The organism is Streptomyces albidoflavus (assembly GCF_000719955.1).
In the GTDB taxonomy this organism is placed as follows: Bacteria; Actinomycetota; Actinomycetes; order Streptomycetales; family Streptomycetaceae; genus Streptomyces; species Streptomyces albidoflavus.
The window spans coordinates 33,390-54,418 of the sequence record NZ_JOII01000039.1; the positions used below are offsets into that span (position 1 = coordinate 33,390).

13 protein-coding genes, 5 tRNA genes and 1 pseudogene are annotated in these 21,029 nt (G+C 72.8%); 9 read left to right on the forward strand and 10 right to left on the reverse strand.

What is annotated here, in order from left to right:
• The first annotated feature begins 68 nt into the window (after positions 1-68).
• Positions 69-1,139 (forward strand): phosphoribosylformylglycinamidine cyclo-ligase, encoded by a 1,071-nt coding sequence (gene purM, locus IF45_RS0127435; protein ID WP_003949537.1) that lies wholly within the window; start codon positions 69-71, stop codon positions 1,137-1,139.
• Between the two features lie 347 nt (positions 1,140-1,486).
• On the opposite strand, the gene IF45_RS0127440 is transcribed toward purM, so the two are convergent.
• Together IF45_RS0127440 and IF45_RS0127450 are read right to left on the reverse strand one after the other, a co-directional pair.
• On the reverse strand, positions 1,487-1,738 hold the full coding sequence (locus IF45_RS0127440; RefSeq protein ID WP_008409756.1) for a DUF3073 domain-containing protein: 252 nt from the start codon (positions 1,736-1,738) through the stop codon (positions 1,487-1,489).
• Positions 1,739-2,312: 574 nt separating this feature from the next.
• A complete protein-coding gene (locus IF45_RS0127450) occupies positions 2,313-3,395 on the reverse strand; it encodes a Leu/Phe/Val dehydrogenase (protein ID WP_008409755.1) in 1,083 nt (360 codons plus the stop codon).
• Between the two features lie 184 nt (positions 3,396-3,579).
• Here IF45_RS0127450 and IF45_RS0127455 point away from each other — a divergent pair, with 184 nt between their 5' ends.
• Positions 3,580-4,458: a DUF8083 family protein gene (locus tag IF45_RS0127455; protein WP_030310117.1), complete on the forward strand. Its 879-nt coding sequence runs from the start codon at positions 3,580-3,582 to the stop codon at positions 4,456-4,458.
• Positions 4,459-4,945: 487 nt separating this feature from the next.
• Positions 4,946-5,152, forward strand: a complete 207-nt coding sequence (gene bldC, locus IF45_RS0127460; RefSeq protein ID WP_003949541.1) for a developmental transcriptional regulator BldC — start codon at positions 4,946-4,948, stop codon at positions 5,150-5,152.
• Between the two features lie 576 nt (positions 5,153-5,728).
• Here the strand turns inward: bldC and IF45_RS0127465 are convergent.
• The 8 genes from IF45_RS0127465 to IF45_RS0127500 form a co-directional block, all read right to left on the reverse strand.
• Positions 5,729-6,007 carry a DUF6274 family protein gene (locus tag IF45_RS0127465; protein WP_003949542.1) on the reverse strand — a complete coding sequence of 93 codons (279 nt, stop codon included), beginning with the start codon at positions 6,005-6,007 and terminating at the stop codon, positions 5,729-5,731.
• Positions 6,008-6,163: 156 nt separating this feature from the next.
• Positions 6,164-6,238, reverse strand: a tRNA-Asp gene (locus IF45_RS0127470).
• 136 nt (positions 6,239-6,374) lie between these two features.
• Entirely contained in the window at positions 6,375-10,409 is a 4,035-nt protein-coding gene (gene hrpA, locus IF45_RS0127475) for an ATP-dependent RNA helicase HrpA (protein ID WP_030310119.1), read from the reverse strand.
• A 124-nt stretch (positions 10,410-10,533) separates the two neighbouring features.
• Positions 10,534-10,607 (reverse strand) — tRNA-Phe (locus IF45_RS0127480).
• 22 nt (positions 10,608-10,629) lie between these two features.
• A tRNA-Asp gene (locus IF45_RS0127485) sits at positions 10,630-10,704 on the reverse strand.
• Between the two features lie 36 nt (positions 10,705-10,740).
• Positions 10,741-10,813, reverse strand: a tRNA-Glu gene (locus IF45_RS0127490).
• 111 nt (positions 10,814-10,924) lie between these two features.
• The gene (locus tag IF45_RS0127495; RefSeq protein WP_030310121.1) at positions 10,925-12,502 is read right to left on the reverse strand and encodes a metallophosphoesterase family protein; all 1,578 of its coding nucleotides are present in this window, start codon (positions 12,500-12,502) and stop codon (positions 10,925-10,927) included.
• 103 nt (positions 12,503-12,605) lie between these two features.
• Positions 12,606-12,956, reverse strand: coding sequence for a metallopeptidase family protein (locus IF45_RS0127500; protein ID WP_003949545.1), 351 nt, complete (start codon positions 12,954-12,956; stop codon positions 12,606-12,608).
• 97 nt (positions 12,957-13,053) lie between these two features.
• Between IF45_RS0127500 and IF45_RS0127505 the strand changes: the two genes are divergently transcribed.
• The 6 genes and pseudogenes from IF45_RS0127505 (at position 13,054) to IF45_RS0127530 (ending at position 21,019) form a co-directional block, all read left to right on the forward strand.
• Positions 13,054-13,746 carry a hypothetical protein gene (locus IF45_RS0127505; protein WP_030310123.1) on the forward strand — a complete coding sequence of 231 codons (693 nt, stop codon included), beginning with the start codon at positions 13,054-13,056 and terminating at the stop codon, positions 13,744-13,746.
• A 257-nt stretch (positions 13,747-14,003) separates the two neighbouring features.
• A pseudogene (locus IF45_RS31630) lies at positions 14,004-16,015 on the forward strand (DEAD/DEAH box helicase).
• Between the two features lie 405 nt (positions 16,016-16,420).
• Entirely contained in the window at positions 16,421-19,477 is a 3,057-nt protein-coding gene (locus IF45_RS0127515; RefSeq protein ID WP_030310125.1) for an FG-GAP-like repeat-containing protein, read from the forward strand.
• Positions 19,478-19,613: 136 nt separating this feature from the next.
• Positions 19,614-19,686, forward strand: a tRNA-Lys gene (locus IF45_RS0127520).
• A 199-nt stretch (positions 19,687-19,885) separates the two neighbouring features.
• Complete coding sequence (locus IF45_RS0127525) at positions 19,886-20,470, forward strand: hypothetical protein (protein WP_008411173.1); 585 nt, start codon at positions 19,886-19,888, stop codon at positions 20,468-20,470.
• A 78-nt stretch (positions 20,471-20,548) separates the two neighbouring features.
• Positions 20,549-21,019 (forward strand): GNAT family N-acetyltransferase, encoded by a 471-nt coding sequence (locus tag IF45_RS0127530; protein ID WP_030310127.1) that lies wholly within the window; start codon positions 20,549-20,551, stop codon positions 21,017-21,019.
• Positions 21,020-21,029: the final 10 nt, after the last annotated feature.

Consider the following 21,029-nt stretch of genomic DNA (forward strand, 5'->3'; position numbering starts at 1 on the left):
CCGCCGCGTGCCGTCACCGCCGACGGCGCGGGCGGGCCGCCGGGCCGGCCGACACGAAAGTCCCAGCCATGTCTGAAACCCCCACCGGAGCCTCGTACGCCGCCGCCGGCGTCGACATCGAAGCGGGTGACCGCGCGGTCGAGCTGATGAAGGACTGGGTGCGCAAGACCCGGCGCCCCGAGGTCCTCGGCGGCATCGGCGGCTTCGCCGGCCTCTTCGACGCCTCCGCCCTCAAGGGGTACGAGCGGCCGCTGCTCGCCTCCGCCACCGACGGCGTCGGCACCAAGGTCGACCTCGCCCGGCAGCTCGGCGTCTACGACACCATCGGCCACGACCTGGTCGCCATGGTCATGGACGACATCGTGGTCTGCGGGGCGGAGCCGCTCTTCATGACCGACTACATCTGCGTCGGCAAGGTCCACCCCGAGCGGGTCGCCGCCATCGTCAAGGGCATCGCCGAGGGCTGCGTCCTCGCCGGGTGCGCGCTGGTCGGCGGCGAGACCGCCGAGCACCCGGGGCTGCTCGGGCCGGACGACTTCGACGTGGCGGGCGCGGGCACCGGCGTCGTCGAGGCCGACCGGCTGCTCGGCCCGGACCGCATCCGCGAGGGCGACGCGGTGATCGCGATGGCCTCCTCCGGTCTTCACTCCAACGGGTACTCGCTCGTCCGCCACGTGGTCTTCGACCGGGCCGGCTGGAGCCTGGACCGCGAGGTGCCGGAGTTCGGCCGCACCCTCGGCGAGGAGCTGCTGGAGCCGACCAAGATCTACTCGCTCGACTGCCTGATGCTGACCCGCACCACCGCGGTCCACGCCTTCTCGCACATCACCGGCGGCGGCCTCGCCGCCAACCTGGCCCGCGTCGTCCCGGACGGGCTGCACGCCCGGATCGACCGGGCGACCTGGACCCCGGCCCCCGTCTTCGACCTGATCGGCAAGGCCGGCCAGGTGGATCGGCTCGAACTGGAGAAGACGCTGAACATGGGCGTCGGCATGATGGCCGTCGTCCCGGCCGGCTCGGTGGAGATCGCCCTGACCACGCTGCGCGACCGCGGGGTCGACGCCTGGGTGGCCGGCGAGATCACCCGGCGCGGCGACGAGGCGACCGGCGCGACCCTGACGGGCGACTACGCGGCCTGAGGCGGACGGTGCCGCGCCGTGGCCACCCGGTCACGGCGCGGCACCCGCCGACGGCGGTGACCAGGTATGACGATCATGGCTTCGAGGAAGACGGCGCGAGCGGGCCGACCGGCCCGGAAGCTGCCGACGGGACCGAGGGCGGTGGCGCGGATCGCGCCGTCGCCGGCCCGGCCCGGGACCGGCGCAGCCAAGGCGGCGGTCCCCGGGTGGCCGCGCGGTGCGCGGGTGCGCACGCTTCAGCGCGTGGCTCGCACCACGCGCTCGCTCACTCGGTCCGTTGTCGCGCAGGACAGCACAGAACCCGGTCCGGAACCTGGGTGGTCCCTGACCGGGTGCTCAGTGCGAAGTCAAGCGCCGCGGCGTTGCTTCGACGCGGGACCGGACTCGTCGTCCTCGTCCTCGTCGTCGTTGTACAAGTCCGCGTACTGTGCGTACGGGTCCTCGTCCTCGTCGTCCTCGAACGGCTCGCCGTTCGGAGGCTGACTCGAAGTCGATGCGCCCAGCTCGCTGGCCAGACGCGACAGGTCAGTCCCGCCGCTGTTGTACTTCAGCTGGCGGGCGACCTTTGTCTGCTTGGCCTTGGCCCGGCCGCGCCCCATGGCTCGACCCCCTCGGTGACGGGGCTCGACGGCCCCAGAGTCTTGACACGCGTTCATGTTTCGAGACGGACTCTCCGTGGGGAGTCCGTGCCCGTAGGGCTTCAACGGTACCTGCTTCCGCGTGCATCCGGTACGCCGCCCACCGGACGGACCGGTGGTCAGCACCGTCGAGGAGCCCCTGTCCTCGCTGGTCAGCTGCGAGTTTAACCCGCCCGCCGACGGCGACCCGCCGACGGGCGTGAGTCTTGTCTCCCCCCGGCCGGGTGCGCCGATCACCCTGACCGGTACCTGACCAACCGGCCTCCCACGCCCGCGTGCGCCGCTCGCGGGCCTGTTCAGAGCGTGATCGGACGACGGGCGAAGCGTGATCGCCCTGCTGGCGCGCCGTTTCCCCGGCCCGCGCCGGCCGCCGCGCACACCCGCGCGACACCGGCCGCCCCCGGGCGTTTCGACCGGTTACGTCCCGTAACCGTCCCGGGCCGCCCGGCCCTTGCCGGATCAGCCGAATCCCCCGCCGCACACCTCGGCGACGGGGGAAAATTGGCCGGAAATGATCGTCCGTCCGGGGTGCGGGTCAGGCCCGGCGGCCCTCCGCCATGCGCTGTTCGGCGAGCCGGTCGGCGGCGGCGGCCGGGGGCACGCCGTCGGACTTCGCACGTGCGAAGATCTCCAGCGTCGTGTCGAAGATCTTCGCCGCCTTCTGCTTGCAGCGGTCGAAGTCGAAGCCGTGCAGCTCGTCGGCGACCTGGATGACACCGCCGGCGTTCACCACGTAGTCCGGCGCGTAGAGGATGCCGCGGTCGGCCAGGTCCTTCTCGATTCCGGGGTGGGCGAGCTGGTTGTTGGCCGCGCCGCAGACCACCTGCGCGGTGAGGACCGGGACCGACGCGTCGTTCAGGGCGCCGCCGAGGGCGCACGGCGCGTAGATGTCGAGCCCGGCCGTGCGGATCAGCGCCTCGGTGTCGGGGGCGGCCGTGACCTCGGGGTGCCGCTCGGTGATGAGCCGGACGGCCTCCTCGCGGACGTCGGTGATGACGATCTCGGCGCCCTCGGCCAGGAGATGGCCGACCAGGTGCCGCCCGACCTTGCCGATCCCGGCCACACCCACCTTGCGCCCGCGCAGCGAGGGGTCGCCCCACTGGTGCTGGGCCGAGGCGCGCATGCCCTGGTAGACGCCGAAGGCGGTCAGGACCGAGGAGTCGCCGGCGCCGCCGTTCTCGGGGGAGCGCCCGGTGGTCCACCGGTTCTCGCGGGCGACCACGTCCATGTCGGCCACGTACGTCCCGACGTCGCATGCGGTGACGTACCGGCCGCCGAGCGAGGCGACGGCGCGGCCGTAGGCCAGCAGCAGTTCCTCGGTCTTGTCGCGCTCGGGGTCCCCGATGATCACGGCCTTGCCGCCGCCGTGGTCGAGCCCGGCGAGGGCGTTCTTGTACGACATGCCGCGTGCGAGGTTGAGCGCGTCGGCGACCGCCTCGGCCTCGTCCGCGTAGGGGTAGAAGCGCGTGCCGCCGAGGGCCGGGCCCAGGGCGGTGCTGTGGAGGGCGATGACGGCCTTGAGGCCGCTGCTTCGGTCCTGGACGAGCACGACCTGCTCGTGGCCGCCCTGCTCCGAACGGAACAGGGTGTGCAGGACGCCGTCGGATACGTCGGTCACGGTGGTGACTCCCGGTGAGATGCGGCGGATGGGCGGAGTCCGTAAAGGTGGCGGACGCCGTGGCATGAGGGTAGAACGAGCCCGTGCCGCGGTCGTCCCCCGAGCCCGATCTTCCCTCGCCCGGGTGGCCCGGCGTGGCACGATGCGCGAGGTGTCCGAGCTGGTGTCACAGGGAGGGAGCGGGGTGCCCCAGGTGTCCGCGGTGAGGTTTCCGTACGCGTCGTACCTGCGGGTCTACGAACCGCTCGGCGCGTTCCCCGAACCCGAGCGCGGCCACTGGGAGCGGTACGCCCACGAGGCCGAGCCGCCCGCCGTCGAGGAGGAGCTGCGGGCCCGGCTCACCGCCGTGCTCGCGACCCCGCCGCTGCCCGCCCCGGAGCGGGAGAGCGCCGACGCCTTCGTGCTCTGGTCCGGCGACACCCCGCTGATCTGCCCCTGGACGACCCGGCTGCGGTGCTGGGAGGCGCTCGGCGAGACGGCCGAGCTCTTCCCGCCGACGGTGCTGGACGCCGCCCTGCCCCCGGCCGTCCGCGAGCGGGCCGCCGCCGACCACGCCCGCCACCTGGAGCGCCACCCCGACGCCCGCGCCTGGATCAGGCAGGCCGCCTGGTCGGTCCCGCTCAGCTGGTTCGTGCTGGTCGGCGACGAGGACCGGGAGTACGACCGGGGTGCGGAGAACGAGGCTCCGCTGCTGCGCTACCGCACCCCGATGGCCCAGGCCCGCCGCCGGGTGGCCCGCGGGCTGCGCGCGCTGCGCGACAGCGTGGCCGCGGCCGATCCCTCCGAGCGGGGGGTGCGCCAGGCCGGGGGGCCGCTGGTGACGAGCCTGGTAGATGTAGGGCGGTGGCTGGAGGAGTTCCATCCGCGGGCGCTGGTCGAGCTGGACTACGGCGGGCTGGTGCACGTGCTCCCGCCGGAGCTGCTCGACGCCGACCGTTCCGCGGCCGACGTCGCCTCGGGCATCCGCGCGCTGGGCGTCGGCGACGACGTGGTGGCGGGCGAGGCGTACGCGCGGCTCGTCGAGCGGTGGCGTGCGGTCCGCGAGAGGCAGTTCGCCAACTGAGCCGGCGGCGGCCGGGGCCCAGGGGCCCGTCCGGGGACCTAGGTCCTAGGTCCCGATCCGGGCGTATGCCTCAAACGTGAGGGAACCCACGGAGACGGGATCTTGCGTCCTTCCCCCGCCCTCGTGCCAAAATAGGACAAGGAGCCCGGTGCGGGCTCCATTCGCCCAACTAGGGGCGGATTGCTCACCCTTGTTCTCTTTGGGCGGTGTGGTGGCTCCTGATCACTCCTGTGACTGATCGTCACGGGGGTGTGACTGTCCGCTATGGCACGGTCCATCGGCTTACCGCCGCTGATGGCCACCTGAGAGGGCAATTCCATCGGTTTGGCCGACGTGGCTGGACGGATGGTGTAGTTGTAGTGCCGAGGACAAGCCGTTCGTCCTATAACCGACTCGACCCGCGTCCGCCATTTCGGGCAACGTGGGTCAAGGTGCAGAATTTAGAGGAAAGAACCGAGAAGGTTCGGTTCTCCCGAGGAGGCCGCTCATGACCGCTCGCACCCCTGATGCCGAGCCGCTGCTGACCCCCGCTGAGGTCGCCACGATGTTCCGTGTCGACCCCAAGACGGTCACGCGCTGGGCGAAGGCTGGCAAGCTCACGTCGATCCGCACGCTCGGCGGACACCGCCGTTACCGCGAGGCCGAGGTCCGCGCACTGCTCGCGGGCATCCCGCAGCAGCGCAGCGAAGCCTGAAAAACCGCCTGAAACAGGGCGTTTCCGGGTCCCCCAACCCGGCGTGCGCCCGTCACGGCCTCGCACAGCACCCCATAGCTCCACACGACGCGGTGGTCCGCCCCAACGGACCCCGTCCCCGTACCCCACGGGTAAGTCGTTCTGATCGCGCTGGACTCCGCCGGGTCCAGCGCGATCTTTTTGTGCCCGCGAGCCGCCGAGTCCCGCCCGCCGGCGCTTCCGGATGACCTCCAGCTCCTCCCGCCGCACCCCTCGCACCTGCGCGGATCTGTCCCGTACGGGTCTCCCGGAGGACTCCGCGGGCGGGGTCGGTCAAGCGGGAACCCGGGCCGGGGAAGGCTCCCCGGGGAACTCGCCGGTAGCCTCCGGGAGCGGTGCAATTGCACATATTAAATTGATCGGTTGTATGGGGCGGTTAAAGTGCACCCCTTCAGAAACTCTTTCGGTGACACCCGTCACATGCCGCCCGTCTTGTCCTCCGGGTGGCGGTTGCACTATTGGGGACCGCCGCTCCAGGCGGCCGGCCGCTCACCCTCCACCCTGGCACCGCCGGCGCCCGCGTGCGGCCGTCCTTGGTCATCCGGTGGCGGGACCTTCGTCACGTGCGGCCGCGCCGGCCTCCGCCAGCCGCCGCAGCCGCCCGCAGACCGCGCACCGCCCGGTCCGGTGGCGCGTGCCGACGGCGGCCGCGAGGTGGGCGCGGAGCAGGGCGCGGGTCGCGTGGCGCGGACGGGCGGCCGGTGGGCCCTGGATGCCCGCGAGGGGCCCCGGGGCGGCCTCGTGGGCAACGCCGTCCGCGCGGGGCGGGTCAGGGTCCTCGGCGGGCGGCAGAGCGGCTGTGGCGGACTCCGGCACGGGTCACCTCCCCGGGGCGCGCGGCGCGGCCACGCCGGGCCCCGCTGCCTGAGTACCGGCGCCCGCGCGGACCGTCAAGACGGCGCGCTCCCTCGGCCAACTCCCGTGCGGGGCAACGAAGAAGGCCCCACATCCGAAGATGTGGGGCCTCAACTGCGGTCCTGACGGGATTTGAACCCGCGGCCTCCACCTTGACAGGGTGGCGAGCACTCCAAACTGCTCCACAGGACCTTGCTGGTGCGCACCGCCCGTTTCCGCGCCGTGCTGCGAGACAGGACTCTACCCCAGTCCCGGCCCACCACGCGAACTCGCTCTGCGCGACCGCCCGCTCACGCTCCGGGCGCCCCTCCCGCGGGCCCCGCCGGCCTCACGGGGCCGCCGCGTCCACCGCCTTCACGATGCGTTTGTCGGAGACCGGGTACGCCGTCCCGAGGGCGTGCGCGAAGTAGCTGACCCGGAGTTCCTCGATCATCCAGCGGATCTCCAGGACCTCCTTCGGTACGGGTCTGCCCTGCGGCAACTGCTCCAGCAGCCACGCGTACTCGTCCTGCATCTCCTTGACCTTGGCCATCCGCGTCGTGTCGCGCTGCACCCCGGTCGGCATCTGGGCCAGGCGCCGGTCGGCCGCGACCAGGTAGCGCTTGAGGTCGCCGAGGCGCCCGAGGCCCGCCTCCGTGACGAAGCCCGGGTGGATCAGCGCCGAGACCTGCGCGCGGACGTCGGCGAGGTTGGCCAGCAGCGCCGGCGAACGCGTCGACTTCAGCCGCCGCTCGACCGCGCCCCAGGCCGCCAGCACCTGCTGGACCTGCTGGATCGCCCGCAGCGTGGTGTCCACCAGGTCCGCGCGCACCTTCTCGTACAGCTTCCGGTACGCCTCCTCGTCCCAGGCGGGCCCGCCGTGGTCGGCGATGAGGCGGTCGGCGGCGGCCGTCGCGCAGTCCTCGAAGAGGGCCTGGACGGAGCCGTGCGGGTTGGCCGAGAGGTTGAGCTTCTGCTGGTTGGTGAGGCGGTCGGCGGCGAACTTGGCCGGGTTGACCGGGATGTTGAGCAGGATCAGCCGCCGGATGCCGCGCCGCATCGCCTGCCGCTGCTCGGCGGGCGAGTCGAAGAGGCGCACGGCGACCGAGGAACCCTCGTCCACCAGGGCCGGGTACGCCTTGACCGGCTGGCCGGCGCGGCGCGTCTCGAAGACCTCCGGCAGCGCGCCGATCGTCCAGTCCGTCAGCCCCGACCGCTCGATCGAGGGGCCGCCGGAGCGCTCGGCGGTGGCCGCGGCCGCCTTGGAGAGGGCCTGGCGGGCCTTGGGGCGCAGCTTGAGCTTGAGCGCCTCCAGGTCCTTGTCCTCGGCGAGGGCGCGGCGCCGCTCGTCGACGATCCGGAAGGTGATCTTCAGGTGGTCGGGGACCCGCGAGGTGTCGAAGTCGTCGCCGGTCACCGGGACGCCCACGATCCGCTGCAGCTCGCGCGCCAGCGTCACCGGCAGCGGCTCCTGGAGCGGGGCCGCGCGCTCGAGGAACGCCTGCGCGTAGTTGGGCGCGGGCACGTAGTGGCGGCGGATCGGCTTCGGCAGCGAGCGGATCAGCTCGGTGACGACCTCCTCGCGCAGCCCCGGGATCTGCCAGTCGAACCCCTCGTCGGTGACCTGGTTGAGCACCTGGAGCGGGATGTGCACGGTCACACCGTCCGCGTCCGCCCCCGGCTCGAACTGGTACGTCACCCGGAACTTCAGCCCGCCCTGCCGCCAGGAGTCCGGGTAGTCGGCCTTGGTGACCGCCTGCGCCGCCTCCGTCAGCAGCATGGAGCGCTCGAAGTCGAGGAGTTCGGGCTCCTCCTTCTGCTTCCGCTTCCACCAGGAGTCGAAGTGCGCGCCGGAGACCACCTCGGCCGGCACCCGCTGGTCGTAGAAGTCGAAGAGCGTCTCGTCGTCGACCATGATGTCGCGGCGCCGCGCCCGGTGCTCCAGCTCCTCGACCTCGGTCAGCAGCTTCCGGTTGGCCGCGAAGAACTGGTGGTGGGTGCGCCAGTCACCCTCGACCAGGGCGTTGCGAATGAAAAGGTCCCGGGAGACCTCCGGGTCGATCCGGCCGTAGTTGACCTTCCGGTGCGCCACGATCGGCACGCCGTACAGCGTCACCTTCTCGTAGGCGACGACGGCGGCCTGATCCTTCTCCCAGTGCGGCTCGCTGTACGTCCGCTTCACCAGGTGCCCGGCGAGCGGCTCGACCCACTCCGGTTCGATCCTCGCGTTGACCCGCGCCCAGAGCCGGGAGGTCTCCACCAGCTCGGCCGACATCAGGAACCGCGGCGGCTTCTTGAAGAGCGCCGAACCGGGGAAGACCGCGAACTTCGCGCCCCGGGCGCCCAGGTACTCGTTCCGGCCGCCGCGTGCGCCCTCGCGCCCCTGCTTGGCGGCGGAGGCGGCCGGCGTCGCGGACTCCTTCACGTCCTTCATGCCGATGTGCGACAGCAGACCGGAGAGGAGCGAGATGTGGACCGGCTCGTCGGCCGCGTCCTCCTCGCGCAGCTCCAGGCCCATCTGCTTGGCCACGGTCCGCAGCTGCGTGTAGATGTCCTGCCACTCGCGGATCCGCAGGTAGTTGAGGTACTCCGCCTTGCACATCCGGCGGAACCCGGAGGAGGAGCGCTCCTTCTGCTGCGCCCGCAGGTACCGCCAGAGGTTGAGGAAGCCGAGGAAGTCGCTGGTCTCGTCCCGGAACCGGGCGTGCTGCTGGTCGGCCTGGGCCTGCTTCTCGGAGGGCCGCTCGCGCGGGTCCTGGATCGACAGGGCGGCCGCGATCACCATGACCTCGCGGACGCAGCCGTTCCGGTCGGCCTCCAGCACCATCCGGGCCAGCCGCGGGTCGACCGGCAGCTGGGCCAGCCGGCGCCCCCGCTCGGTCAGCCGCTTGCGCGGGTCCTTCTCGGCCGGGTCCAGCGCGCCCAGCTCGGTCAGCAGCTGCACGCCGTCGCGGATGTTGCGGTGGTCCGGCGGGTCGATGAAGGGGAACTGCTCGATGTCGCCGAGCCCGGCCGCCGTCATCTGGAGGATGACCGAGGCGAGGTTGGTCCGCAGGATCTCCGCGTCGGTGAACTCCGGCCGCGCGAGGAAGTCCTCCTCGGAGTAGAGCCGGATGCAGACCCCGTCCGAGGTACGGCCGCAGCGGCCCTTGCGCTGGTTGGCGCTGGCCTGCGAGACCGGCTCGATCGGCAGCCGCTGCACCTTGGTGCGGTGGCTGTACCGCGAGATGCGCGCGGTGCCCGGGTCGATGACGTACTTGATGCCGGGGACCGTCAGGGAGGTCTCGGCCACGTTGGTCGCCAGCACGACACGGCTGCGGACGCCGGGGCCCGGGCGCTGGAAGACGCGGTGCTGCTCCTGGTGGGAGAGGCGGGCGTAGAGCGGCAGGATCTCGGTGCCGCGCAGGTTCCGCTTGGCCAGCGCGTCGGCGGTGTCGCGGATCTCCCGCTCGCCGGAGAGGAAGACCAGCACGTCGCCGGGGCCTTCGGCCTGGAGCTCGTCGACCGCCTCGCAGATCGCGGTGACCTGGTCGCGGTCGGCGTCCTCGCCGCCCTCCTCCAGCAGCGGCCGGTACCGCACCTCCACCGGGTACGTCCGCCCGCTCACCTCGATCACCGGCGCGGCGGCGTCCTCGTCGGCCGCCTTCCCGCCCACCGTCGCCATCCGCGGCCCGAAGTGGCGGGCGAAGCGGTCGGTCTCGATCGTCGCGGAGGTGATGACGACCTTCAGGTCGGGCCGGCGCGGCAGCAGCTGCGCCAGATACCCGAGGAGGAAGTCGATGTTGAGGCTCCGCTCGTGGGCCTCGTCGATGATGATCGTGTCGTAGGCGCGCAGCTCGCGGTCGGTCTGGATCTCCGCGAGCAGGATGCCGTCGGTCATCAGCTTGATGAAGGTGGCGTCCTGGCGGACCTGGTCGGTGAAGCGCACCTTCCAGCCGACCGCCTCGCCGAGCGGCGTGTCCAGCTCGTCCGCGATCCGCTCGGCCACCGTACGGGCCGCGATCCGGCGCGGCTGCGTGTGACCGATCATGCCGCGCACGCCCCGGCCCAGCTCCAGGCAGATCTTGGGGATCTGGGTGGTCTTGCCGGACCCGGTCTCACCGGCGACGACGACCACCTGGTGGTCCCGGATCGCCTCCGCGATCAGCTCCTTCTTCTGGCTGACCGGCAGCTGCTCGGGATAACGGATCTCCGGCACCCGCGCCCGGCGCTCGGCCATCCTGGCCGCGCCCTTCTCCGCCTCCGCCCTGATCTCCTCCAGGACGGCCGCCCTGGACTCCGGCTTGCGTATACGGCGGGTGCCCTCCAGTCGACGGCCGAGCCGGTGCGCGTCGCGCAACGACAGCTCGGCCAACAGGGGCTGAAGGTCGGAGATCGTAGACATACGGATCCCAGGATCTCACCCCGGCGGGGGAAGTGGCGACCGAGTTTCCCGGGCCCACCCCGGACCCGGCCCCGCCCCAGGCACGCGAAAGGCCCCCCGTTCGAGAACGGGGGGCCTTTCTCTGTGGCTGGGGCCGGGATCGAACCGGCGACCTATCGCTTTTCAGGCGATCGCTCGTACCAACTGAGCTACCCAGCCACGCGACCTCGGAAGGTCAGCGCGGTCCTGACGGGATTTGAACCCGCGGCCTCCACCTTGACAGGGTGGCGAGCACTCCAAACTGCTCCACAGGACCAGATGTGTGCGGGACGAGTCCCACACAGGTGATGCGTGCCCCCAACGGGATTCGAACCCGTGCTACCGCCTTGAAAGGGCGGCGTCCTGGGCCACTAGACGATGAGGGCTAAGAGGCCCGCCTGGGCGCTGGTTCAGCGCGTCGGGGACGTGAGAAGCATATGGGATGGCAAGCCGGTTCGCCAAAACGCTTTTGCCCGCGCCCGCCGCGGCCGGTCAGGTCACTGGTTGGGCCGGGGTGTGGAGGGCCCCGGGGACGGGCTCTCGGAGCCGCCGGGCGAGGGCTTCGCGCCGGGCTGGTTCTCCTCGGGGAGGTGGCGGCTGACCTCGGCGGTGCTCAGGCCGAGCCCGCCCAGGCTTATCTCGTCCCACGCCTGGAGCTGCCGGGTGTCGCGGTCGAGGTAGAGGACCGAGGCCATCACCGGGTCCGGGGAGTCCTGCTCGATGGCGCGCAGGCCGCTGCCGCCGGTGGAGCCCTCGATGCGCAGCCGGGTGCCGCCGGGCAGCAGCTGCGTCTTGCGGTTGTGCAGGTGTCCGGCGAGGACCAGCGGCACCTCGCCGTCGGTCTCCTTGGCCGCGACCGGGTTGTGCGCAACGGCGATGTCCACCGGTGTCCCGGCCGCCGTCTGCCGGCGCAGCTCCGCCGCCAGCTTCATCCCGGCCGCCACCTCCCCGGGGTCGCCGGCCGCCTCCTGGCTGCGGTCGGGGGTGTACGCGGGGTCGCCGATCCCCGCTATCCGCAGCCCGCCGACGTTGACCGCCTTGCCGTGGTCGAGCACCCGGACGTTCTTGAACTTGCCGAGGTAGCGCTGGGTGGCGGCCGAGTCGTGGTTGCCGCGCACCCAGACGTACGGCGCCTCCAGGCGGCCGACCGGGTCGAGGAAGGCGTTCTCGGCGGCCGAGCCGTGGTCCATGGTGTCGCCGGAGTCGATGATCACGTCGATCTCGTACTGCTCGACCAGCGACTCGATGATGTGCCAGGCGGCCGGGTTGAGGTGGATGTCGGAGACGTGCAGGACCCGCAGGGTGCCGGGGTCCGGCTGGTAGGCGGGGAGGGTGGAGGTGGCGTCGTACAGCTTGGTCATGTTGGTGACCAGGCGGGCCAGCTCCTTCTGGTAGACGTCGAACTCGCTGACGATCGACCGCGCGTTGCCGACCACCGAGGGCGCGCTGGTCAGCAGGCCGGAGAACTTCGGCTCCAGCACCGACTTCGGGTTCCAGGTGGCGTACGCGGCGAGGCCGCAGGAGGCCAGCAGGACGAGCGAGAGGCCGCCGGCGGCCAGGGCGCGGCGGGGGCGGCGGTAGACGATCAGGCCGAGCGCGGTGGCTCCGACGACGACGGCGCCCACCGACCGGAGCGCGAGGTGCAGGGTGCCGTCCTGGACGTCGGCGGAGACCTCGTCGCCGAGCTGGGAGAAGAGCGCCGGGTTCTGCACCAGGGCGGCCGAGCGGTCCGGGTCCAGGCGGTCCACGTCGACGTCGAGGCGGAGCGGCGCCACGTGCGAGTCGAGCTCCAGGGCGCCGAGCGGCGAGACGTTGATCTTGGTGCCGCCGGTGAGCGAGGGGCGCAGCGTCATCCGGGTGTCCATGGGGCCGACGGGGGCGCCCACGCTGCCGACCGCGAGGAGGCCGAGCCAGGCGCCCAGCAGGACCACGGCGGTCAGCCCGGCCCAGCGGCGCAGGGGCCCCGGTTCCGGGCGGACGGTCAGGAGGGGTGCGGTACCGGTGGGGCTCTTCGGGGCGGGCTGTCCGCGGTGGGCGCGGGTCCGCCGGGGGGGTTCCTCCGTCGCGTCGGCCATGCCCGGCGCCTGCCCATGGCGGCGCCGGGACATGCCTCCCGCCGTGCCCCGGCGGGGAGTTGGCGGGGGCGCGGCGGTGTGGAACGGGTGGGTCCGGGGGCGGTCAGCCCCAGCCGAGTTCGTGGAGGCGGTCGTCGTCGATGCCGAAGTGGTGCGCGATCTCGTGGACGACGGTGACGGCGACCTCGTCGACCACCTTCTCGGGGGTGTCGCAGTAGCGCAGGGTGGGGCCCATGTAGATGGAGATGCGGTCGGGCAGCACGCCCGCGTACCACTCGCCGCGCTCGGTCAGCGGGGTCCCTTCGTAGAGGCCGAGGAGCTCGGGGTCGGACGGGTCGGGTTCGTCCTCCACGAACACGGCGACGTTGTCCATCACGCGGGTCAGCTCGGGCGGGATCTGGTCGAGGGCCTGGCTCACCAGTTCCTCGAAGGCATCGCGAGTCATTTCCAGCACCCGGCCATTGTCGCGTGCGGGCCCGTCTTTCGTGTCCTGCGCGGCGCGTGGGGAGTTGGGCAGGGGAGTTCCGCTCCGTACGCCGGGAGGCCCCGAAGTGCACCAGTTGTCCCGTCCCGTCCGTCTTCTCGCCGTGGTGGCCGCCGTCGCCTCGGCGAGCGGCTGCATGAGCGTCGGCCAGGAGGCCGACGACGCCTCGCCCGTCTCCTCCACCGCCTCCCCGAAGGACGGCAAGGCCGCCCCCGACGGCGGAACCGAGCACGGCACCGGCGGCAGCGGCTTCCACGGCGGCCACGGCGCCGGGCGCGAGGACGGGGCCGAGCGCGGCGACGGCGACGGGCGGGAGGGCCGCGGCGACGGCCGGCGTGTCCGGGGCAAGGACGGCAGGGCCGTCGAGCCGACCGACGAGCCGTCCGGGCCCACCCCGTCGCCCCGGCCGCCCGGCGCGGGTGATCCTGGACACGGTGGGCCGGGCGGCGGCACCGCGCCGAACCCGCCGAAGGGGCCCGACCCCAAGCCCGACCCGAGCACCCCGCCGCCCCAGGAGCCGGGCCCGGACCCCGAGCCGGGGCCGACGACGCCGCCCGTGGAGGAGCCCGGTGAGCCCGGCGGCGGGACTCCGCCGCAGGTCCCGGACGGCAGCGGCCGGGGCGACGGCCGGCCCGGCCCGGCGGGTACGCCCTCGATGTACCGGCAGGCGATCGAGTCGGCGCCGGGGGTGGCGCGGGAGGAGGAGCCCGGGCCGGAGTCCGGTGGGCCGGAAGGGCCGGAGGGGTCCGGCGAAGGGTGACGTACGGCTCCGGGCTGCGGGTTTGCCACGACGGGGGAGGGGTGCGTATGGTGGTAGATCGTTTGATCCCATTTGCCCGGCGCACTGTTTCTCCCCGCTTTCATCCGAAGGGGAGGGGCCGACCAGCGCCGCGTGGCGCGTTCTCTTTTCCTAGCCGTGGCCGGACCGCACTGAGGCGGTCGATTGCGACTTCATCAAGTTGCGACTTCACGGAGTAATGGGCGCGTGCCGAGACTCCGGAAGGTTTCGCATTTCGCATGTCCGTTTCCAGCACTGACCACACCGTCCTGCCCGAGCAGTCCCAGCTGCGGCACGACGACATCCCGGCCGCCGAGGCCATCACCCCCGAGGCCGTGACGGCCGAGATCCCCGCCGCCGAGCTGCCCGAGGCCGACGAGGCCGCGCAGGCCGACGTCGCCGAGCTCGACGCCGAGGCCACCGACGACGAGGCGGAGACCGAGGACGACGGCGTGACCTTCGCCTCCCTCGGCCTGCCCGAGGGCGTCGTCCGCAAGCTCGCCCAGAACGGTGTGACCAAGCCCTTCCCGATCCAGGCCGCGACCATCCCGGACGCGCTGGCGGGCAAGGACATCCTGGGCCGTGGCCGCACCGGCTCCGGCAAGACCCTTTCCTTCGGTCTGCCGCTCCTCGCCTCCCTGGCGGGCGGCCACACCGAGAAGAAGAAGCCGCGCGGCGTCATCCTGACCCCCACCCGCGAGCTGGCCATGCAGGTCGCCGACGCGCTCCAGCCGTACGGCGACGTCCTCGGCCTGCGCATGAAGGTCGTCTGCGGCGGCACCTCGATGGGCAACCAGATCTACGCCCTCGAGCGCGGCGTCGACATCCTCGTCGCCACCCCGGGCCGTCTGCGCGACATCATCAACCGTGGCGCCTGCTCGCTCGAGAACATCGAGATCGCCATCCTCGACGAGGCCGACCAGATGTCGGACCTGGGCTTCATGCCCGAGGTCACCGAGCTGCTCGACCAGGTCCCCGAGGGCGGCCAGCGCATGCTCTTCTCGGCCACGATGGAGAACGAGATCTCCAGCCTGGTCAAGCGCTACCTGAAGAACCCGGTGAGCCACGAGGTCGACGCCGCCCAGGGCGCCGTCACCACCATGAGCCACCACATCCTCATCGTGAAGCCGCGCGACAAGGCCCCCGTCACGGGCGCCATCGCCGCGCGCAAGGGCCGCACGATCATCTTCGTCCGCACCCAGCTCGGCGCCGACCGTGTCGCCGAGCAGCTCCGCGAGTCCGGCGTGAAGGCCGACGCGCTGCACGGCGGCATGACCCAGGGCGCCCGTACGCGGACGCTGGCCGACTTCAAGGACGGCCACGTCAACGTCCTCGTCGCCACCGACGTCGCCGCCCGCGGCATCCACGTCGACGGCATCGACCTGGTCCTCAACGTCGACCCCGCCGGCGACCACAAGGACTACCTGCACCGCTCGGGCCGTACCGCCCGCGCCGGCCGCTCCGGCACCGTCGTGTCGCTGTCGCTGCCGCACCAGCGCCGCCAGATCTTCCGCCTCATGGAGGACGCCGGCGTCGACGCCACCCGCCACATCGTGGGCGGCAGCGGTGTCTTCGACCCGGAGGTCGCCGAGATCACCGGCGCCCGCTCGCTCACCGAGGTCCAGGCCGACTCGGCGGACAACTCCGCCAAGCAGGCCGAGCGCGAGGTCGGCGACCTCACCCGCCAGCTGGAGCGCGCCACCCGCCGCGCCGCCGAACTCCGCGAGGAGGCCGAGCGGCTGACCGCCCGCGCCGCCCGCGAGCGCGGTGACGACCCGGAGGCCGCCGTGGCCGAGGTGACCGAGGCCGCCAAGGCCGAGGTCGCGGCCGAGGCGGAGGCGGCGCTCGCCGCCGAGGAGCGCGAGCGCGAGCGTGAGCGCAACAACTTCCGCCGGGACGACCGGGGCGACCGTGGTGGTGACCGTCGTGAGGGCGGTTTCCGTCGGGACGACCGTGGTGGTGACCGTCGTGAGGGCGGTTTCCGTCGCGACGACCGCGGTGGTGACCGTGGTGGCTTCCGCGGTGGTGACCGTGCGGCTTCCGCCGTGACGACCGCCCCTCGGGCGGCCACCGTGGCAGCGACCGTCCGTTCAACCGCGACCGCCGCGACGACCGCCCGGCCGGCGGCCACCGCACCGGCGGTGACCGTCCCTACGGCCGCCGCGACGACCACCGGGGTGGCCCGTCCTCCTCGTCCTCGTCCTCCTTCGGGCGTCGCGACGACAAGCCCCGCTGGAAGCGCAACGGCTGAATCCTGCCGGTGACCCCGGCCGGGACCCCGTCCCGCCGGTGAGCCCACCGCTTCGAAGAGCCCGCCCTCTCCTCCCACGGAGAGGGCGGGCTCTTCCGTTTCCACCCGGGCGGGGGCCGGCGGCACGGCCCCCGCCGCCCTCTCTCCGCCGGGGACGCTCCCTCGCCCTCCCCCGCCAGGCATTCCGTTTCGAGTACCCCACGCTTCCGTCACAAAATCTCTACTGTTAACATCCGTCATCACGCGTGGGCAGGGCCGGAGTTGACCGGTCCAGGGGAACCGGGACCACGCGGACCGCCGTCCCCTCCGGGCCGCCGGGCAGGCCCCCGCAGAGCCGACGCCGGCCGTGGGCCGCCCCGCCGACCGGCCGTGGACGGGCCGCATCGCATCCCTGGGGGGATCTCCTTGGCCCAGCACGCCCGCCTGCGCCCGACGGTGGCCGCCGTCTGCGCGCTCGCCGTCTCCGCCGGACTGGTGTCGGCCGTGGCCCTGCCCGGCTCGGCCGCCGCCGCGCCCGCCGCCGCGCCCGCCGGGGCCGTCATCGACGCCCCGTCCCGTTTCCAGCCACGCGTGGACGAGGTGTTCGTCGCGGGTGAGCAGGGCTTCCTCCACCGGGAGGAGGGCCGCGCGGTGGAGTACACGGAGTACGCCACCGGGACCACCCGGAAGGCCGAGAACGCCACCTGGTGGAACGGGACGCTGGGCGCTTGGTGGTCGCCCGCCGCCCGCACCCTGGAGCTGCGGCCGCTGGAGGGCAAGGCCCCCTCGGTCACGATCGTCCTGCCGAAGAACCAGACCTGGCAGCGCGGCCACAACGGCTCGACCGTGCTGACCACGAGCCGCGAGACCGGCGGCCGGACCGTCATGCACCTGCTGCGCGGCGCGGCCGACGGCACCGTCACGGACCAGGAGATCCCGCTCGGCGAGGGCGAGAGCTTCGTCAACGTCCTTGCCCAGACCCACGAGGCCGCGGTCATCGGCGTACGCGGCGCCGACGCCGTGAAGCGGGCGTTCCTCCTCGACTACGCGACCGGCACCACCACTCCGCTCTTCGCCGGTCTTGCCTCGACGCCCAGCAGGGTCACCCTGACCGACCGCTACGTGGCCGGCTGGGACTCGAGCTCTCCCCAGGTCCTCACCCTCGACCGCCGGAACCTGGACGCACCCGTCGTCCGCACCGTGGTCCCCGGTCCGGTAAAGACCACGACCAGGCACCAGATGGCGCTGGAGATCGCCGGCGACCAGCTGCTCGTCGTGCACCAGGAGGCGCAGCCCGACCACCACATCGGCCAGCCGCTCTCCGCCGTCCGCATCGGTGGCGGCGACCCGGTGACCGTGCTGCCGCACGCCCAGGCCCGGCTGACCCCGGCTCCCGACGGGAGCGTGCTGGTCGCCGGAGGCGCGTCGGCCTCCGACTGGGCGGTCCACCGGATCGGCGCCGGCGCGGACGGCCGGCCCACCACCGCGCCGGTGCACGCGCTGCCGCCGGTGGCGGGGACGGTGCGGGGGCTCGCCCTTGCCGGCGGCCGCCTGCTGACGGTCGGCACCGACCCCGTCCAGGGCCAGCCCTCCCTCCGCTCCTACGAACTCACCACCTCCGGCACGCCCAGGGTCGTCTCCGGGCCGGACACCGTGACCCGCTCCCTCGGCGACTACAAGGCGTGCCCCGACGGCGGCCCCTCCTGCGCCAGCCTCACCGCGCTGGGCAACGGGTGGGCGGCCCACCCGAGCGGCAACGGCGTCAGCGTCCCGCTCGGGCAGAACGCCTCGCGCGTCATCGGCCCGATGAGCTGGGAGCGCCCGGAGATCGTCGCCGCCACCGGCCGCCACGTCCTGGTCAAGGAGCGCGGCTCCGCCAAGTACGCCGTGGGCGACCTGGAGAAGTTCTACGACTCCAACGTCATCCACACCTTCACGGCCACCGCTGCCGCGCTGTGGGGCAACAAGGTCTGGAAGCCCGCGACGGCGGCCGGCACCGTCGCCGCCTACGACGTGAAGACCAAGAAGACCGCCGCCGCCGTCGACACCGGTTCCGGCTGCAAGCCCACCACGCTCCAGGCGGTCGGGCGCTGGATCTACTGGGCGTGCGGGGGCACGAAGGCCGGGGTCTTCGACCAGAGCCTCGGCAAGAGCGTCAGCGTCCCGGCAGGCGGTGAGCCCCGCCTCGGCGACGGCTTCCTCGTCCGGGCCACCGGGGAGGACCTGATGGTCACGGACTTCTCCCGTGGCGCCGGTACCAAGCCGGCCACGACCCTGCTGGCCTCCGGTGTCGAGCCGGGGCACGGCATCGGCTGGGCCGTCGACCCGTTCGGCGGCAACGTCGCCCATGTCGACGCCGACCAGCGCGTCCACATCACCGACGTGCCCGTTCCCCGCTCGCCCGTCGCCTCCATCGAGTCCCGGGTCGAGCAGAACTTCGTCCGCGCGGGCGGCAAGGAGCCGTGGACCGGCCACTGGCAGCTCAGCCGTCCGGCCGACGCGTGGAAGGTCACCTTCACCGACGTCACCAGGAAGACGGTCGCCACGGTCAGCGGCACCGCGCGCACCGCCGCCTCGATCTCCGCGACCTGGGACGGCCTCGCCACCGGCGGCGGGAAGCCGCAGAACGGCGCCCACACCTGGACCGTGAGCGTCAAGGCGGCGGGTGAGTCGTCCTACGTGCCGGTCAAGACCGGGACCGTCCAGGTCAGCGGCGGCACCGCCGCCTACCGCGACGAACAGGCGGACGGCAGGGGCAACGTCCTGACCGTCAACAAGAACGGCACCCTCACCTCGCACGACTTCCCCGCGACCGGCGTCCACGACAAGTGGAGCCGCGCCGGCTGGCACATCAAGTACACCTACGTGCCCTTCGGCGACCTGACCGGCGACGGCTGCAACGACCTGCTCGTCCGCAACACGGTCGGCAACCTCTACCGCTACGACGGCGTCTGCGGTCACCCGCCGGCCAAGACCAGCACCCGCACCTCGCTCGGCGGCGGCTGGGAGGCGTACAACGTGCTGACCTCGCCCGGTGACCTCACCGGGGACGGCCTTCCGGACCTGCTGGCGCGGAAGAGCTCCACCGGCGACATCTGGGTCTTCCCCGGCACCAAGGCCGGGAAGCTGGGCGCGGGGAAGAAGATCCGCACCGGGTGGACCTACACGCACGTGGTCGGTGCCGGTGACCTCAACGGTGACGGTCACGGCGACGTCCTGGCCCGCGCCAAGGACGGCACGCTCTACCGCTACGACGGTGCGGGCGACGGGACGCTGAAGAGCCGCGTCACCGTGTTCACCAAGTGGGGCAGCACCTACACCCACGTGCTGGGCGTCGGCGACATGACAGGCGATGGCAAGAACGACCTCCTGGTGGTCGACAACAAGGGCGTCGTGTACCGCAACACCGGTAATGGCAAGGGCTCCTTCTCGTCCCGGACCAAGATCACGACCGGGTGGCTGACCTACAAGGGGATCTTCTGACCGGTGCGGCACCTCCGGTGCAGCGGCGGTCCCCGCACCGCCGCTGCACCGGCCGCACCCTTCCGACGGGCCCGGAGCCGATACCCCATCGGCTCTCGGCCACCGGCGGGCTATGCTCGGGTGTGCCGATCGGCACGGGCCGTTAGCTCAATTGGCAGAGCAGTGGACTTTTAATCCATTGGTTGTGGGTTCGAGTCCCACACGGCCTACCGCTCGACCCCTGGTCAGGGGCTCTCTGGCCGGGGGTCGTCGCTGTTTTCGGACCGGCGGCCCCACCCGTGCTCCACCGAGATGAGAAGCCGGGCGGGCCCCGGCGGGACCGGGAGCCTGGCCGACGGTGATCCGAGGTCCGGTGCGGTCGGGTGCGGTGCCGGTGGCCGGTTTCGTGGTTGTGGAGGTGTGGACCGGATGAATCACGCGCAGATGGTGGCGCTGGGGCGGATGCTCCGGGTGCTCGGGGAGTCGGGCGACGAGCTGCGAGGCGATACGCCCGAGGAGGCCCTGCACGAGATCCGGGCCGACCTCAAGCGGGCGCTGGACCTGCTGGAGGAGTCCACGGGCCCCGCGCCCACCACGCGCTGCTCCCAGCACCCGTACGGCCCGGTGGACAAGGCGGCCCCGGACGGCTGCCTGCTCTGCGAGACCCGGCGCCGCTCCAGCCACCGCTCCGCCTACCGCGACCGCTGGGGCGGCGCCCCCGCCGACGAGGCCGGCGACCGCCCCCTGCCGGTGCCCTCGCGGTACGGGATCGCCGCCGACACCCCGGAGCCGATGGTCAGGTGGCGACCCGAGGCGTGGTCGGGCCAGGCCTGGCAGCTCTGCGGCACCCCCCGCCGGGACCAGCGCGAGGCGGAACTCTTCCTCGCCGCCTGCCGCCGCAAGGCCGACCGGGCCGCCGCCTACCGGCTGGTGCGGGAAAGCACCTCCTTCGAGGTCGTACGGATGTGGGGCGAGCCGATCGTGGTCCGGCCGGAGACCGGCGGCGGACTCTAGAAGGTGTCCGGCCGGCCGGGGCCCGGGCAGGACGTGCGGCCCGGCTCCGGGCCCGCGGTGTGCCGCTAGGCTCGGCGGATGATCGTCAGACCCGCGCTCAGCTCCGACGTTCCCGGCCTGCTCTCCCTGGCCGCCGAGGTGGAGCACTGGTTCGGCCCGATGGTCGACGAGCCCGGCTTCCACCGGGCCCTGGACCGGCACGTCCGGGAGGAGCGGGCGCTGGTCGCGGTGGCGGACGGGGGAAGCCTTGCCGGCGGGCTGCTCTTCGGCGGTGCGCCGCCCGTCCACCACGTGCACTGGATCGTCGTCTCGGAGCGGGCGCGGGGCACCGGTGTGGGCCGTGCCCTCATGGCCGAGGCCGTCCAGAGGTACGTCCGGGGTCCGGGGACGCTGGAGGTGGTCACCTTCGGCGCCGACCACCCCGGTGCCGTCACCAGCGGTGCGCGAGCCTTCTACTCCTCGCTCGGCTTCTCCCCGGCCGAGCAGGCCCCGGCCGGCCCCGAGGGCGGTTCGCGGCAGGTCTACCGCAAGGTGCTCGCCGCAGGCTGACGGCGCGTGG